General features: G+C 68.8%; 10 protein-coding genes. 6 read left to right on the top strand and 4 right to left on the bottom strand.

Annotated features, from left to right (window positions below; translation table 11 throughout):
* The first annotated feature begins 39 nt into the window (after window positions 1-39).
* Window positions 40-1,284, top strand: a complete 1,245-nt coding sequence (locus BCO18175_RS37415) for a lactonase family protein (RefSeq protein WP_174988596.1) — start codon at window positions 40-42, stop codon at window positions 1,282-1,284.
* Window positions 1,285-1,381: 97 nt separating this feature from the next.
* Here BCO18175_RS37415 and BCO18175_RS37410 read toward each other — a convergent pair whose 3' ends face one another.
* Window positions 1,382-6,178: an FtsK/SpoIIIE family DNA translocase gene (locus BCO18175_RS37410; RefSeq protein ID WP_174988594.1), complete on the bottom strand. Its 4,797-nt coding sequence runs from the start codon at window positions 6,176-6,178 to the stop codon at window positions 1,382-1,384.
* Window positions 6,179-6,355: 177 nt separating this feature from the next.
* On the bottom strand, window positions 6,356-6,901 hold the full coding sequence (locus tag BCO18175_RS37405) for an META domain-containing protein (protein WP_174915826.1): 546 nt from the start codon (window positions 6,899-6,901) through the stop codon (window positions 6,356-6,358).
* A gap of 213 nt (window positions 6,902-7,114) precedes the next feature.
* Between BCO18175_RS37405 and purT the strand changes: the two genes are divergently transcribed.
* From purT to BCO18175_RS37385, 4 genes are all read left to right on the top strand, one after another.
* Window positions 7,115-8,329, top strand: coding sequence for a formate-dependent phosphoribosylglycinamide formyltransferase (purT, locus tag BCO18175_RS37400; RefSeq protein ID WP_174971748.1), 1,215 nt, complete (start codon window positions 7,115-7,117; stop codon window positions 8,327-8,329).
* Between the two features lie 18 nt (window positions 8,330-8,347).
* On the top strand, window positions 8,348-8,533 hold the full coding sequence (locus BCO18175_RS37395) for a DUF6726 family protein (RefSeq protein WP_174915828.1): 186 nt from the start codon (window positions 8,348-8,350) through the stop codon (window positions 8,531-8,533).
* Between the two features lie 81 nt (window positions 8,534-8,614).
* Window positions 8,615-8,995, top strand: a complete 381-nt coding sequence (locus tag BCO18175_RS37390) for an MliC family protein (RefSeq protein WP_174971745.1) — start codon at window positions 8,615-8,617, stop codon at window positions 8,993-8,995.
* A gap of 408 nt (window positions 8,996-9,403) precedes the next feature.
* The gene (locus tag BCO18175_RS37385; protein WP_174988592.1) at window positions 9,404-10,984 is read left to right on the top strand and encodes a DEAD/DEAH box helicase; all 1,581 of its coding nucleotides are present in this window, start codon (window positions 9,404-9,406) and stop codon (window positions 10,982-10,984) included.
* A gap of 193 nt (window positions 10,985-11,177) precedes the next feature.
* Here the strand turns inward: BCO18175_RS37385 and gluQRS are convergent, their stop codons facing one another.
* Both gluQRS and BCO18175_RS37375 read right to left on the bottom strand, forming a co-directional pair.
* Window positions 11,178-12,071 (bottom strand): tRNA glutamyl-Q(34) synthetase GluQRS, encoded by an 894-nt coding sequence (gluQRS, locus tag BCO18175_RS37380; protein WP_174988590.1) that lies wholly within the window; start codon window positions 12,069-12,071, stop codon window positions 11,178-11,180.
* Between the two features lie 22 nt (window positions 12,072-12,093).
* The gene (locus BCO18175_RS37375) at window positions 12,094-12,948 is read right to left on the bottom strand and encodes a sulfurtransferase (RefSeq protein WP_174915831.1); all 855 of its coding nucleotides are present in this window, start codon (window positions 12,946-12,948) and stop codon (window positions 12,094-12,096) included.
* Window positions 12,949-13,164: 216 nt separating this feature from the next.
* Between BCO18175_RS37375 and dnaE the strand changes: the two genes are divergently transcribed.
* Window positions 13,165-16,698, top strand: a complete 3,534-nt coding sequence (gene dnaE / locus BCO18175_RS37370) for a DNA polymerase III subunit alpha (protein ID WP_174988588.1) — start codon at window positions 13,165-13,167, stop codon at window positions 16,696-16,698.
* Window positions 16,699-16,700 lie beyond the last annotated feature (2 nt).

The following is a 16,700-nucleotide window of genomic DNA, read 5'->3' as shown; positions in this document are numbered from 1 at the left end:
ATCTCAACACTTGAAGCGACTCGATGCAAGGAGGATTCAATGCCCAACCGTTTACGCGAGCGTGACGCACGCGCTTCGACACGAGGGTTCCCGCTTAGGCTCGCTCACTGGATGAAAGGTTTCGCGATCGTGCTCTCCCTTTCCGCGACCCACGCATTTGCGCAGCAATCGCCCGCCCCGGCCGACGGCGTCTACAACCTGCTCGTCGGCACCTATACGGGTGGCGGCAGCGACGGAATCTATGTTTACCGCTTCGATACGAAAACCGGCAGCGTCGCGCCCGTGTCGTCGGCGAAGACCGTGAATCCGTCGTACCTGTTGCCGAGCCGCGACGGTCGCACCGTCTACGCGGTCAACGAACTGCCCGGCGACGACGGGCCGGCGACGACGCGCGGCGGCGTCAGCGCATTCCGCTTCGACGCGAAGACGGGCGCGCTGAGCTTCATCGACCGTGTGTCGTCGGAAGGGAACGATCCTTGCTATCTCGCGCTGTCGCCGGACGGCAAGTACCTCGTGACCGCCAACTACTCGGTCGCGAAGGATCCGGGCGGCAGCTTCGCGGTGTTTCCGCTGCGCGACGACGGTGCGGTCGGCCAGGCCGTGCTGACCGTGCACCATGAGGGCACGGGGCCGGTGAAGGGCCGCCAGGACGGCGCGCACGTGCATTCGACGGTATTTTCGCCGGACGGCCGTTACCTGTTCGTGCAGGATCTCGGCGCGGACAAGATCTACGGCTACCGCTACACGGTGGACGGCAGCCGCGGGCTGATCGGCCCGACCGACACGCGCTACACGCCGGTGAAGGCCGGCTCGGGCCCGCGTCACATGGTGTTCGGCGCCGACGGCCGGTACGCGTACGTGACGAGCGAGCTGAACGCATCGGTCGAGGTGTTCGGCTACCACGACGGCAAGCTGACACCGGTCGAGACCGTGTCGATGACCGCGCCGGGCTTCAAGGGCAAGGTCGGTGGCGGCGCGATCCACCTGTCGCCGGACGGCCGCTTCCTGTACGTGAGCAACCGCGGCGACGCGAACGACCTCGTGATCTACGCGGTGAATCAGGCCGATGGGCGGCTGAAGCACGTCGGCCGCCAGTCGAGCCTCGGCAAGACGCCGCGCGAGTTCCTGATCGATCCGACCGGCAAGTGGCTGATCGTCGGCAACCAGGACAGCGATACGTTCTACGTGTTCAGCCGCAATGTCGAAACGGGTCAGCTCGGCCCGAATCCGCAGAAGGTGGCGGTCGGCAAGCCGGTCGACTTCAAGCTGGTGCCGGTGCAGTAAAAGAAAAAGGGCGCTGCCGATGCAGCGCCCTTTTTTTGGGGCGGCCGGTTTCCCGGGGCGCCCGTATCGATTGGGGGCGGCCGACCGGCCGCCGCGCTCAGTCGGCCGCAGCCGGCACGAGCACCTCGCGGCTGCCGTTGATGCCCATCGGCGACACGAGCCCGGCCGCTTCCATCTGCTCGACGAGGCGCGCGGCGCGGTTGTAGCCGATGCGCAACTGCCGCTGCACCGACGAGATCGACGCGCGCCGCGTGCGCACGACGAACGCGACGGCTTCGTCGTACAGCGGATCGGCTTCCGCGTCCGGCGCATCGCCGAACAGGTCCTGCGTCGCGCCGTCGGCGGCCGGGCCGTCAAGAATCCCTTCCTCGTACTGCGGCTCGCCGAACTGCTTCAGGTACTCGACGACCCGGTGTACTTCCTCGTCGGCGACGAACGCGCCGTGCACGCGCTGCGGATAACCGGTGCCCGGCGGCAGGAACAGCATGTCGCCCATCCCGAGCAGCGATTCGGCGCCCATCTGGTCGAGAATCGTGCGCGAGTCGATCTTCGACGACACCTGGAACGCGACGCGCGTCGGGATGTTCGCCTTGATCAAGCCCGTGATCACGTCGACGGACGGACGCTGCGTCGCGAGGATCAGGTGGATGCCGGCTGCACGCGCCTTCTGCGCGAGGCGGGCGATCAGCTCTTCGATCTTCTTGCCGGCGACCATCATCAGGTCGGCCAGCTCGTCGATCACGACGACGATCAGCGGCAGCGTCGACAGCGGCTCGGGATCCTCGGGCGTCAGCGAGAACGGGTTGCCGATCTTCTTTTCCTTCGCTTCCGCATCGCGGATCTTCTGGTTGAAGCCGGCGAGGTTGCGCACGCCGACGGCCGACATCAGCCGGTAGCGCTTCTCCATCTCGCCGACGCACCAGTTCAGCGCGTTCGCCGCGAGCTTCATGTCGGTGACGACCGGCGCGAGCAGGTGCGGGATGCCTTCATAGACCGACAGCTCCAGCATCTTCGGGTCGATCATGATGAGCCGCACGTCCTCGGGCGTCGCCTTGTACAGCAGCGACAGGATCATCGCGTTGATCGCGACCGACTTGCCCGAGCCCGTCGTACCGGCGACGAGCATGTGCGGCGCCTTCGCGAGATCGGTGACGACCGGGTGGCCGGTGATGTCCTTGCCCATCGCGATCGTCAGTTGCGAGGCCGAGTGCTGGTACTGGCGCGACTCGAGGATTTCCGACAGGCGGATCATCTGGCGCTTCGCGTTCGGCAGTTCGAGGCCCATGCAGGTCTTGCCGGGAATCGTCTCGACGACGCGGATCGACGTGAGGCCGAGGCCGCGCGACAGGTCCTTCATCAGCCCGACGATCTGGCTGCCGCGCACGCCGAGCGCGGGTTCGATCTCGAAGCGCGTGATCACGGGGCCGGCCGACGCGCCGACCACCGTCACCGGCACCTTGAATTCCTGCAGCCGCTGTTCGATCACCTGCGCCGTCTGCGCGAGTTGTTCGTCGGTGATCGTTTCGATGTCGCCGGATGGAGGCTCGAGCAGGTCGAGCGTCGGCAGTTCGACGCTGAACGACGCGGGTGCGTGGAATTCGAAGGCGTTCGGGCGCGGCGCGCGCGCGGGGGTGTCGGGGGCTGGGGAGGCGGCTGCGGCAGGTTCGATTGCCGTGGTGGCCGCTTCGGCCGGCGGGGCAGTGGGGATCGCCGGTACGGTCGTGACGGCCGCCGGTGCGGACAGGCTCGCGCCGGGGATCGTTGCTACGGGTTGCGGAGCCGTGGCCGATGGGACTGCCGGTACTGCGGAGACATTCGACACGGACCAGCTTGCCGGCGACGAGGCCGAGGCGGGCGGGGGGGCGAACGTCGTGACTTCGATTGCTGCAGGTGCGGAAGCGGTCGACGGAGCCAGCGCCGCGGTGGTTGCGCCGAAGGACGTCAGCGAGCCGGTCGGAGCGACGGGCGAGCTGGCGATCGGTTGCGCTGGAGTCGCCGCGGCGGTGGTGATCGGTGCGACTGCGCCGGAGGACGTTGCCGTCGTGGCGGTAGGGGCCGGCGGCACGGGCAGGCTTGCGGCCGGCTGCGATGCGATTGCACTGGAAGGGCCGAATGTGCCGAATGTCGTACCCGTCGACGAGGTTGACGGGGTGGCCGGATGCATCGGGGTGGGCACCGACGACGGTGCAGCGACCGAGCCGGACACAACATTCACGGGCGTCGCGGTGGCGATTGCCGGCGTGCTCGAACCGGATGTCGAGGCCGTCGGGCTGGCCGTCGACGGCGTCACGGCGGGCGCGACGGGCGATGCGGGTGTTGATGCGCGGGGGAACGAACCGTAAGTCGCGTTCGCAACGCTAACCGGGGGCGCCGACGCGACGGCTGCAGCGTTCGATGTCGAAGTGGCCGGCTGCGAAAGAGGAGCCGACGCAGCGCCGGTCACGCCAATCGGTGATGTCGGCGCGACGGATGCAGCGGTCGATGCCGGAGCGGCCGGCTGCGAAATCGAGGTCGACGTAGCGCCGGTCACGCCGAACGAGGATGTCGACGCGGCCGGCTGCGAAAGCGAAGCCGACGAAGCGCCGGTCACGCCAATCGGGGATGCCGGTGCGACGGCTGCAACGGTCGATGCAGCCGGTTGAGCCAGCGAACCCGATGCCGTGCCGATTACACCATCCGACGAGGCGGTACCGGTGACAGGCGCAATGCCCGCGGCGGATGCGGGTGCTTGCACCGTCGAACCGTGGGCGGTGCCGACGAGCGGCGACGCGGTGCTGGCCGAAGCCGTTTGCGCGGCGGCAAACGGTTGAGCCGCAACCGGCGATTTCGGCAATTCCGCGGTGACGGGCGTATTCGTCGTGGCCGGCTGCGCTGTCGAAGGCGTCCACGTCCATGCGGCTGCCGGTGCGGTGCCTTGAGCGATTGCCGTCAGCGGCGCTGCAGGTTCCACCGCGTCCGACTTGGTGGCTTCCAGTGCGGCACTCGATGCGGCCGGTGCCGACGCAGCCGCAAACGGCCTGGTTTCGGTAGTTGCGCGCGGCGTCGTTTCGCCGATCGGCGAAGAGGCGAGGGCCGCGAACGGCGTGATGTTCCCGGCGGGTTTTACGTCAGCGTGTGCATCGGCAATACCCTGCGGCACGCTGGGCGATGCCGTGCGATCGATTGCGGGAGCCGGTTGCGCCGTGTACGTGTTGCCAGTATCGAGCGATGCCGGCGGCTTGCTCCCGGCGATATCGGGAGCAGCCTCCGTCCCGGGTTGGGCGGACGCGGCATTGGCCGGTTCCGATCCTGTCACGTCCGTCGTCGACTCGGCGACCGGGTTCCAGGCGGACGCGTCGAACGCGGAAACCGGCCGGCTGGCCAGGTCTTCCCACGGCGCGAGGTCGATGGGCGCGTCGAACGCCGGCGCGGGCGTGACTTCCGGCGCAGGCGCGGCAGGGCCATCGTCGGCGAGCCGGATCTCGTCATCGGCGTGATGCGGGGACGCGGCATCGTCAATGCCGGTATTCCAGTGCGCGTGCGGTGCGGTGGCGTCGAACGCCACGGCGCCCGCATCGGCAACCGGTGCATGGACTGCGGGCGCTGCCGGCATGAACGCGTCGAGCACGATCGGTGCGTTCTCGTCATACGCCGGCGCCGCATCGTGTGCAAGCGGAACACCGGCGTCATGCGCCGCGAGGTCGTGGGCCGCAAAGGCGGTTCCGGTCGGCACGGCCGCTGCAGCCGGCGTTGCAATGCCGGCTGCTGCCGCGGCCATACCGGCCACGGTTGCAGCTGCCGCCGCCGCGTGCCCGGCATCGTCCGACTGCGCACCACTCAGCGTGGCCCATTGTGCGGTGCTGGCCTCGATCGAGCGCAGCGTGTCGTGCACGCTCGGCGCCGGCGTGATCGGCGCCGCGGGCTTTTCCGTCCAGGCATAGAGCGGCGCACGCGCCGGCGTTGGCGGTGCCGGGCGACGTCGTGCCGCATCCGACGGCAGGCCGGCCGAACCGGATCCTGCGGCGGGGCGTACCGGCGGGCGCTGCGGTTGCGCGATGGCTGGCCGTGGCGTGACCGTGGCGCGTGGCGGGGTCGGCTTCAATGCGGCGGTGGCCGGTCGCGCGGCCGTCGGCCGCGGGCGGACGGGTTCGAATCCGACAGGAAGCGGGGCCGGATCGGGGCGCGGGACTTGCGAGTTCGCTGCCGCGCGCGCGAGGCTGGCGGTGCTGCCGGTCGTGGGCGGCGGCATCGCGCTGGCCGGGGGGATCGGCGCGGGCGGTGTCGGCATGGTGCGCTGGGGTGTGGTCGGCTTCAACCAGCCCGACGGCGCCACGGGTTCCACGTGAGGACGCGGGGGCGTGCTGCTGCGCGGCTTCGGCCGCGCCTGCGGGTCGGGTTTCCACAGCGTCGGGCGCGAATACCGGCCGTTCTGGCGCGGCGCCATCGAATTGACGGTGTGCGCGGTGGTCGGCTGGACGACGTCGTCGTCGCGATGCAGCGCGCTGCGCGGCAGGTCGGCGATGCCGCGCGCGTCGTCGTCACCGCCGTCGCGCGACAGCTTGACGCCGAACGACGTATCGACCCACGCGGCGAACTGCCGCCAGCCGATGCCGGTCAGCCAGGGTAGCCCGGCAAAGAACAGCACGACCATCGCGACCGGCGTGCCGATCGGGCCGAGCACGTGGGCGAAGCCTGCCGAGAACGCATGGCCGAGCGCGTCCGTGTCGGGGCCCGACAGCGGGCTCGTCAGCGTGCAGCTCGCCACGAACACCGCGGCGAAGCCGAGCCACAGACGGATCGAACCGCGGCCGGCGAGCCCGCCGCCGCCGGGCAGCATCGCCTGCACGAGACGCCAGAAGAGAAGGAGGAACCAGACGGCGGAGATGCCGAACCAGCCGAAGACTACCGTGTGCATGCTTTGAAACAGGAGTGGGGAGGGGCGCGCGGGGCGCGACCCGCCGAGTTTAACCGGCCGGCGAACAAGACTCTAACGCGGCGTGCATTCGATTCACGCCGCGCGACGCGTGTGCGCGGCACACGCGCGTGGCGCGCCACGCGAAGGCGGTCGGTCGGCCTTCGCGCGCGCCGCGCATCAGGGGCTCCGGTGCGTGAAGGTCAGCGTTGCGCCGGAAGCGGTCACGATCTGCAATTGCTGCGGCTCGCGCATCTGCACGCCGGTCTTGTCGACGTGGGCGAGTGCGTCGAGGTACGCGGCCTCGAGCTGGCCGCCGAGCGTATTCGGGCAGGCCATCCGCGTGCCGGCGAGCGGCCCGAAGCTCAGCAGGCCGTTCTTGATCGCGTAGGTGCCCATGTAGCGGTTGCAGCCCGAGAACCCGCTGGCGCGCCGGATGCCGGAATCGGTCGACAGCGCGAGCTTGATCGGCTCGCCGTTGTCGCCGTGCGGGATCGCGCGCTGCGTGCCGTCGGCGTTCAGCCAGCTGGTGAGTTCCCAGCTCGTGTCGTCGAGCAGCTGGACGGCGGCCGGGTTGTACGGGTCGGGCGCGGGGGCGGCGGAATCGGGATTGGTCGGCATCGCGCAGGCGGCGAGAAGCGTGGCAAGCGTCAACGCGCAGAGCGGCGCGCGCAACGGGCGAAGCAGGCCGGTGCGTGCGCGTGCGGCGGCGGACAGGTGGGACATGAGCCTCGTTCCTCATCGGATTCTGATCAAGGCGTAAGAGTAACGCACCCGCCCCGCGGCAGGCGAGCCGACACTTCGTGCGTGAAAACGTTCGCAGCCCGCTCGCGAGCGGCCCGCGACCGGGCGCCGGCGCGGCGAAACGCGCCAAACGGGTGTCGTGGCGCGTGTTAACATCGGAGCCGTTTTCGTCCTCCACCAGAAGCGGGTAATCACATGCAGATCGGTCAGCGGCTCGGTACGCCGCTCTCACCCTCGGCCACGCGCGTCATGCTGCTCGGCGCCGGCGAACTCGGCAAGGAAGTCATCATCGCGTTGCAGCGGCTCGGCGTCGAAGTCGTCGCGGTCGACCGCTATCCGGACGCACCGGGCCATCAGGTCGCGCATCGCGCGCACGTGATCGACATGACGGACGCCGCCGCGCTGCGGGCAATCGTCGAGGCCGAGCGCCCGCACCTGATCGTGCCCGAGATCGAGGCGATCGCGACCGACGCGCTCGCGGCGATCGAGGCGGCCGGCCTCGCCGAGGTGATCCCGACCGCGCGTGCGACGCAGCTCACGATGAACCGCGAAGGGATCCGCCGGCTCGCGGCCGAGGAGCTCGGCCTGCCGACGTCGCCGTATGCGTTCGCGGATTCGTTCGAAGCGTTCAGCGCGGCCGTCGCGAAGATCGGCATGCCGTGCGTCGTGAAGCCCGTGATGTCGTCGTCGGGCAAGGGGCAGTCGGTCGTGAAGACCGACGCCGACGTGAAGCCGGCGTGGGACTACGCGATGGCGGGCGGCCGCGTGAACCACGGCCGCGTGATCGTCGAGGGCTTCATCGATTTCGACTACGAGATCACGCAGCTCACCGTACGCGCGATCGATCCGGCGACGAACGCCACGCGCACCTACTTCTGCGAGCCGGTCGGCCACGTGCAGGTCGCGGGCGACTACGTCGAGTCGTGGCAGCCGCAGCCGATGAGCGCCGCGGCCCTCGAGAAGTCGCGCGAGATCGCGCACAAGGTCACCGAGGCGCTCGGCGGGCGCGGGATGTTCGGCGTCGAGCTGTTCGTGCGCGGCGACGACGTGTGGTTCTCCGAGGTGAGCCCGCGGCCGCACGACACGGGCCTCGTCACGCTCGCGTCGCAGCGCCAGTCGGAATTCGAGCTGCACGCGCGCGCGATTCTCGGGCTGCCGGTCGATCCGGCGCTCGGTACGCCGGCCGCGTCGGCCGTGATCTACGGCGGGCTCGACGAGCGCGGGATCGCGTTCGAGGGCGTGCGTGAAGCGCTCGCGGTGCCGGGCGCCGACCTGCGCCTGTTCGGCAAACCGGAAAGTTTTGCGAAGCGGCGCATGGGCGTCGCGCTGGCAACCGGCGCGACCGTCGACGAAGCCCGCGAACGCGCGAAGCGCGCCGCCGCGGCCGTCCGGCCCGTGTCGGCCCGCTGACGTAACCAGGAGAGGACGATGACGCCGAACTGGTTGCGTATTGGAAAACTGGCCGCCGCGCTGGCGCTTGTCGCGAGTCTCGCGGGTTGCGGCGTCGCGGCCGCACCCTGCCGGGTGGCCTCGGCCGGGCTCAAGATCGTGCCGCTCGTCGGCCACCTCGCGGCCGCGCCGACCGACGCGTGTGCCGACGTCATCGATCCCTGATCACGACACCCGACGCGATTGCCCACAATAATCGCGCGCCCCGCGAGGGCGCGTTTCCACCCGTCTCGTGAGAGGACCTGCATGATTCGCCAAACCCTCGCCGCGCTCGCGCTCGCCGGCACGGCCGTTTCCGTCGCGCATGCCGCGCAACTGACCGTCGAAGAGATCGATGCCGATGCGCGCCAGTTCGCCGTCTACCAGTGCGCGAACCAGAAACAGCCGGTGCGCGTGTCGTACTGGCTCGCAGGTAACGGCCAGAGCTTCGCGCTCGTGCCGGTCAACGGGAAGCAGATGCTGTTCGTCGACACCGTGTCGGCGTCGGGTGCGCGCTACCAGGCCGGCCGCTATACGTGGTGGACGAAGGGCAAGGAAGCGACGCTGCGCGACGAGATTGCCGACCAGAACTCGCCGCCGCTGCTGGGCGACTGCGTGCAGGTCGAGAAGAAAAAGAAGAAGGGCTGAGCGTCTGGCGCGATCGCGGGGCGCGCCTGTCGGTGCCTGCCGGCGACCGGCTCCCGGGCCTGATGGCCCGGCATGCGTGCTGAGGTGGCAGGCCAGCCGTGGGTGACCGGGCAAGACGAGCCATGATCAGGCCCCTAAAGTCGCCCATTGGCCGATCGGTATCGCCCGACCGGGCCATTCACCGACCGCGCGGGCCTGCCCGGGCCCGCCGCGCGAACCGCCGTTGCGGGTGTTCGCGGCGTTGTCACGGACAGATGGCCGCGCAGTGCTACAATACGGCCCTTTCCGCCGGCATTCGCGCCGAACGGAGTCCGCACGGCCTGGCGTCCAGCGTTCACATTGAACCGGTCCCAAGCGCCAGAGCGGCGCCGCGCGGCGCGCCGCGGCTCCGTCTATTTCCGAATTGTGATGAGCGCAGGCCCGGCTGGCCTGACGCACGATGTCCCCGCCGCGCCTTTTGAGCGAAACGCCACCATGTCCGATTCTGTCGCCAAGCCCGTCGACGCAACCTTCGATCAATTCGGCCTTGCCGCCGATATCCTGAAAGCCATTGCGGAGCAGGGCTATACGACGCCGACGCCGATCCAGGCGCAGGCCATTCCGGTCGTGCTCGCCGGCCGCGACGTCATGGGCGCCGCGCAAACGGGTACCGGCAAGACCGCGAGCTTCTCGCTGCCGATCATCCAGCGCCTGCTGCCGCAGGCCAACACGAGCGCGTCACCGGCGCGCCACCCGGTGCGTGCGCTGATCCTCACACCGACCCGCGAACTCGCCGACCAGGTCGCCGCGAACGTGCACGCGTATGCGAAGCACACGCCGCTGCGCAGCGCGGTCGTGTTCGGCGGCGTCGACATGAACCCGCAGATGGCCGAACTGCGCCGCGGCGTCGAGATCCTGATCGCGACGCCGGGCCGCCTGCTCGACCACGTGCAGCAGAAGACGGCCAACCTCGGCCAGGTGCAGATCCTGGTGCTCGACGAAGCCGACCGGATGCTCGACATGGGCTTCCTGCCCGATCTGCAGCGCATCCTGAACCTGCTGCCGAAGGAGCGCCAGACGCTGCTGTTCTCGGCCACCTTCTCGGGGGAAATCAAGAAGCTCGCGTCGACCTACCTGCGCAATCCGCAGACGATCGAGGTCGCGCGCAGCAACTCGACGAACGCGAACGTCACGCAGATCGTCTACGACGTCGCCGAAGGCGACAAGCAGGCGGCCGTCGTGCAGCTGCTGCGCGATCGCGCGCTCAAGCAGGTGATCGTGTTCTGCAACAGCAAGATCGGCGCGAGCCGGCTCGCACGCAACCTCGAGCGCGACGGCGTGGTTGCGTCGGCGATTCACGGCGACAAGACGCAGCTCGAGCGGATGCAGGCGCTCGACGCGTTCAAGCGCGGCGAGATCGAGGCACTGGTCGCGACCGACGTGGCCGCGCGCGGCCTCGACATCGCCGAACTGCCGGCCGTGATCAACTTCGACCTGCCGTTCAGCGCGGAAGACTACGTGCACCGGATCGGCCGTACCGGCCGCGCGGGTGCGACGGGCGACGCGCTGTCGCTGTGCAGCCCGAACGAGCGCAAGCAGCTTGCCGATATCGAGAAGCTGATCAAGCGTCCGCTCGAAATGCAGACGCTCACGCTCGACAAGCCGGCGCGCCATCGTCACGACGAACGCGGTAACGACCGCGGCGGCGACCGCAACAGCGAGCGCGGTGGCGAACGGGGCGGTGAACGGGGTGGCGAACGAGGCGGCCGTCGCGATCGCGACGAACATCGTGGCGCTTCGGGGCGCCGGCCGGGCAGCTCCGAGCGCGGTCATCACCGTCGCCACGAAGCGCCGGTCGACGATTTCTTCCTGAAGCCGTACGAGCCGTCGGCGCCGGCGAAGCAGCACGACGATGCGCAGCCTGCGCAGCAGCCCGAGAAGAAGGGGCCGAAGCGTCAGGTCGCCGCGCTGCTCGGCGGGTTCGGGATGCCGCGCAAGCCGTCGGCGTAAGTCCGGCGGATGTGACGGAGCGGCGCGAGAGCGCTGCGGGAGAAGCGGGTGCATGCGATGAGCATGTGCCCGTTTTTCATTGGGGCCGTGGTTCGATGGGGAAGCGGAAGAGGGCGTGGGGTACCGGTGGCGAGCGATGCAGTCGGCACCCGGCGGGCACCCGATCGCCGCGAAACCGGCGCGCTGCCGTGCGTTAGCCGGCCTGCGGCCCGAAGCGCGTCGCCCACGCGGCCGTTGCGGCTGCGTAGAACGCATCGAGCGTCGTGCCCGCGATCGCGCCGTCGGGCGCGAGGCCCAGGTGCGCGGCCGCGGCCTGCAGTGCCGGCAGCGGATCGTCGCGTTCGAGCGCGATCGCGCCCGTCTGCTTGCTGAGCTTTTCGCCGTTCGCATCGACGACGACGGGCACATGAAGGTATTGCGGGGTCGGCACGCCGAGGCAGTGCTGCAGGTGGATCTGGCGCGCGGTCGAGTCGAGCAGGTCGGCGCCGCGCACGACGTGCGTGATGTGCGCATCGGCATCGTCGACGACGACCGCGAGCTGGTAGGCCCATTGGCCGTCCGCGCGCTTCAGCACGAAATCGCCGACTTCGGTCGCGAGGTTCTGCGATTGCATGTGCTGCCAGCGATCGTCGAACGTGACGATCGCGTCGCCGCCATCCGGCACGCGCAGCCGCCACGCGCGCGCGGGCTTGCCGTGCAGGCCGGTGCGGCAGGTGCCCGGATAGGCGAGCGTCGTGTGGCGCTCGTGCGCGGCGCGCAGCGAATCGGCGATTTCCTTGCGCGTGCAGCCGCACGGATAGACGAGCCCGGCCGCGACGAGCCGTTCGAGTGCGGCCGTATAGGCGGCATCGCGTGTGCTTTGCCAGACGGGCGGCTCGTCGGGCGTCATGCCGAAATGTGCGAGCGTCGCGAGGATGTCGTCGGCCGCGCCGGGCACCGTGCGCGGGCCGTCGAGATCCTCGATGCGCACGAGCCATGCGCCGCCGTGCGCGCGCGCGTCGAGCCAGCTCGCGAGCGCGCCGACCAGCGAGCCGAAGTGCAGCGGGCCGGTGGGCGACGGCGCGAAGCGGCCGCGATAGGCAGTCATCGGGGCGCGGGGCAGCGCGCGGTTACGCGGCGCTGGCTGCCGGTGCGCAGGCCGGGCACGACTGGCCGGGCACGTAGCTCGGCGACTGTTGCGCTTCCGGCGTGACGACCGCACGGCACGCGAAGCACGTGACGTTCTCGGTGGGCTGGAGTTGCGGGTTCAGCGCGGTGCGATAGTCGAACACGAAGCAGTCGCCGTGATAGTGCGCGCCGCCGACTTCCTCGAAGTACTTCAGGATCCCGCCTTCGAGCTGGTACACGTTCTCGATGCCGATTTCCTTCATGTGGATCGCGGCTTTCTCGCACCGGATGCCGCCCGTGCAGAACGACACGACCGTCTTGCCTTCGAGGTCGGCGCGGTTCGCGTCGATCACTTCCGGGAATTCGCTGAACTTGTCGATCCGGTAGTCGAGCGCGTCGTCGAACGTGCCGACGTCGATTTCGAATGCGTTGCGCGTGTCGAGCATCACGACCGGGCGGCCCGTGTCGTCGTGGCCGCGGTCGAGCCACGTCTTCAGCGTGCGCGCGTCGACGAACGGTGCGCGGCCGAGTTCCGGCTTGATCGCCGGTTTCTTCATCGTAATGATCTCGCGCTTCAGGCGCACGAGCATGCGGCGGAACGGCTGCGAGTCGGACAGGCTTTCCTTGAACTGCAGCGTCGCGAACTTGCCTTCGAACAGCGGATCGTGGCGGATGTACGCGATGAACGCGTCGGCGGCTTCGCGCGTGCCGGCGATGAACAGGTTGATGCCTTCCGGCGCGAGCAGGATCGTGCCGCGCAGGCCGAGTTCGTTGCAGCGGGCGGTGACGAGCGGGCGCCATTGCTCGTTCGCGTCGAGCGACACGAAGTGGTAGGCGGCGAGGTTGACGATGGTCATGATGGTCCGACGGGAAAACGGCCGCACGGCGGCCCGCAAAAAAGGGTGCGAAGCCGGGGCGCTGATTCGAAAAACCGTATTATCCCGCAAACCGCGCTCAGGCCGGCATCCTGCCGTTTGGCCAGCCGCGCGGCGTGTGGTCGCGCGCATCGGCCGAACGGCCAGAGCGGGGATTTTTTGGGCAGCCTGCGCGGCGGGGCGGCTACAATAGCGCCCATGTCAGATCCCCGCTTCGTCCATCTTCGCGTCCACTCCGAATTCTCGATTGCCGACGGCATCGTGCGCATTGACGACATCGTCAAGGCGGCGGCCGCAGACGGTCAGGGCGCGCTCGCGCTCACCGATCTCGGCAACGCATTCGGCCTCGTCCGTTTCTACCAGGAAGCCCGCGGCAAGGGCATCAAGCCGATCGCCGGTTGCGACGTCTGGATCGCCAATCCGGACGACCGCGACAAGCCGTCGCGGCTGCTGCTGCTCGTCAAGGACAAGGTCGGCTACCTGAATCTCTGCGAGCTGCTGTCGAAGGCGTGGCTCACGAACCAGTACCGCGGCCGTGCGGAACTCGACGCGAGCTGGCTCGACGGCGAGCTCGCGCAGGGGCTGCTCGCACTGTCGGGCGCACAACAGGGCGACATCGGGCTCGCGCTTGCCGCGGGCAACGAAGAAGCCGCGCGCCGTCACGCCGAGCGCTGGGCGAAGGTGTTCCCGGGCGGCTTCTACATCGAGCTGCAGCGTTACGGCCAGCCGGGCGCCGAGGCGTACATCCAGCAGGCAGCGACGCTCGCCGCGGCGCTGAAGCTGCCGGTGGTCGCGACGCACCCGACGCAGTTCATGACCGACGACGATTTCACCGCGCACGAGGCGCGCGTGTGTATTTCGGAAGGGGACATCCTCGCGAACCCGCGGCGCCAGAAGCGCTTCACGACCGACCAGTATTTCCGCACGCAGGACGACATGGCCGCGCTGTTCGCCGACCTGCCGTCGGCGATCGCGAACACGGTCGAGGTCGCGAAGCGCTGCAACCTGAAGCTCGAGCTCGGCAAGCCGAAGCTGCCGCTGTTCCCGACGCCGGACGGCATGTCGCTCGACGACTACCTGGTCCAGCTGTCGAAGGAAGGGCTCGAGACCCGTCTCGCGCAGCTCTATCCGGCCGAAGCCGAACGCGACGCGCAGCGCGACACGTACTACAAGCGCCTCGAATTCGAGTGCGGGACCATCACGAAGATGGGCTTCCCGGGCTACTTCCTGATCGTCGCAGACTTCATCAACTGGGCAAAGAACAACGGCGTGCCGGTCGGCCCGGGCCGCGGCTCGGGCGCCGGTTCGCTGGTCGCATACGCGCTCGGCATTACCGACCTCGACCCGCTGCGCTACAACCTGCTGTTCGAGCGCTTCCTGAACCCGGAACGCGTGTCGATGCCCGACTTCGACATCGACTTCTGCCAGCACGGCCGCGACCGCGTAATCCAGTACGTGAAGGAGAAGTACGGTGCGGACGCCGTGTCGCAGATCGCCACCTTCGGCACGATGGCCGCGAAGGCGGCCGTGCGCGACATCGGCCGTGTGCTCGACCTCGGCTACATGTTCACCGACGGCATCGCGAAGCTGATCCCGTTCAAGCCGGGCAAGCACGTGACGATCGCCGACGCGATGAAGGAAGAGCCGCAGCTGCAGGAGCGCTACGACCACGAGGACGAGGTGCACCAGCTGCTCGATCTCGCGCAGCGCGTCGAAGGCCTCACGCGTAACGTCGGGATGCACGCGGGCGGCGTGCTGATCGCGCCCGGCAAGCTGACCGATTTCTGCCCGTTGTACACGCAGGGCGACGACGGCGGCGTGGTCAGCCAGTACGACAAGGACGACGTCGAAGCCGTCGGCCTCGTGAAGTTCGACTTTCTGGGTCTCACCACGCTGACGATCCTCGACTGGGCCGAGCGCTACATCCGCCGCCTCGATCCGTCGAAGGCCGACTGGTCGCTCGCGCAGGTGCCGCTCGACGATCCCGCGTCGTTCCAGATCCTGAAGAAGGCCAACACGGTCGCTGTGTTCCAGCTGGAAAGCCGCGGGATGCAGGGCATGCTGAAGGATGCGCAGCCCGACCGCTTCGAGGACATCATCGCGCTCGTGTCGTTGTACCGTCCGGGCCCGATGGACCTGATCCCGAGCTTCTGCGCACGGAAGCACGGCCGCGAGAAGGTCGACTATCCGGATCCGCGCGTCGAACCCGTCCTGAAAGAGACCTACGGCATCATGGTCTATCAGGAGCAGGTGATGCAGATGGCGCAGATCATCGGCGGCTACTCGCTCGGCGGCGCAGACTTGCTGCGTCGCGCGATGGGCAAGAAGAAGCCCGAGGAGATGGCCAAGCACCGCGAGATCTTCGCCGAGGGCGCGGCAACGAACGGCCTCACGCGCGAGAAGTCCGACGAAATCTTCGACTTGATGGAGAAGTTCGCGGGCTACGGCTTCAACAAGTCGCACGCGGCCGCCTATGCGCTGCTCGCGTACTACACCGCGTGGTTGAAGGCGCACCATCCGGCCGAATTCATGGCGGCCAACATGACGCTCGCGATGGACGACACCGACAAGGTGAAGATCCTGTTCGACGATTGCGTCGTGAACAACCTCGCCGTGCTGCCGCCGGACATCAACCAGTCGCATTACCGCTTCGAGCCGGTCGCCGAAGCCGACGGCAAGCGCTCGCGCACGATCCGCTACGGCCTCGGCGCGGTGAAGGGCAGCGGCCAGAACGCGATCGAGGAAATCCTGCGCGCCCGGGAGGAAAAGGCGTTCACCGACCTGTTCGACTTCTGCGAGCGGATCGACCGGCGTGTCGTCAACCGCCGCACGGTCGAGGCGCTGATCCGCGCCGGCGCGTTCGATTCGCTGAATGCGAACCGTGCGCAGCTGATCGCGTCGGTGCCGCTGGCGATGGAAGCGGCCGACCAGGCCGAGGCGAACGCGATGCAGGCCGGCCTGTTCGACATGGGCGCCGAGTCGCCGCACGCGCATGCGCTCGTCGACGAGCCCGCGTGGGATGACAAGCGTCGCCTGCAGGAAGAGAAGGGCGCGCTCGGCTTCTACCTGTCCGGCCACCTGTTCGACGCGTATCGCGACGAGGTCCGCCGCTTCGTGCGGCAGAAGGTCGGCGACCTGAAAGAAGGGCGCGACAAGCTCATGGCCGGCATCATCGCGTCGCTGCGCACGCAGATGACCCAGCGCGGCAAGATGCTGATCGCGCTGCTCGACGATGGCTCGGGCCAGTGCGAGATCACGATCTTCAACGAGCAGTTCGAGGCGAACAAGGCGCTGTTCAAGGAAGACGAGCTGCTGATCGTGCAGGGGCAGGCGCGCAACGATGCGTTCACGGGCGGTATCCGCTTCACGGCCGATACCGTGATGGATCTCGAACGCGCGCGCAGCCGCTATGCGCAGGCCGTGCGGCTGACGATGAACGGTAACGCCGACGCGGCCGCGCTGCGCCGCGTGCTCGAGCCGCACGTGTCGAAGGACGATCCGGCAGCGGCGAACGTGGTCGAAGCGCCTGCGCCGCGCGGCGGCGGTCGTGATGGCGGTCGTCGCCCACAGGCGCCGCTGCCGAACGGGCTCGCGGTCCAGGTCCACTACAGCAACGCGCGGGCACAAGGCGAAATGCGTCTCGGCGATGCGTGGCGCGTGAAGCCGAGCGACGTGCTGCTCGCGGAGCTGCGTGCGACGTTCGACGGCAGCGTCGTAGAAATCACGTACTGACC

The organism is Burkholderia lata, assembly GCF_902499335.1.
Classification (GTDB): Bacteria; Pseudomonadota; Gammaproteobacteria; order Burkholderiales; family Burkholderiaceae; genus Burkholderia; species Burkholderia lata_B.
The sequence above is the reverse complement of the archived record's forward strand: the minus strand, read 5'-3'. Positions and strand labels throughout refer to the sequence as shown.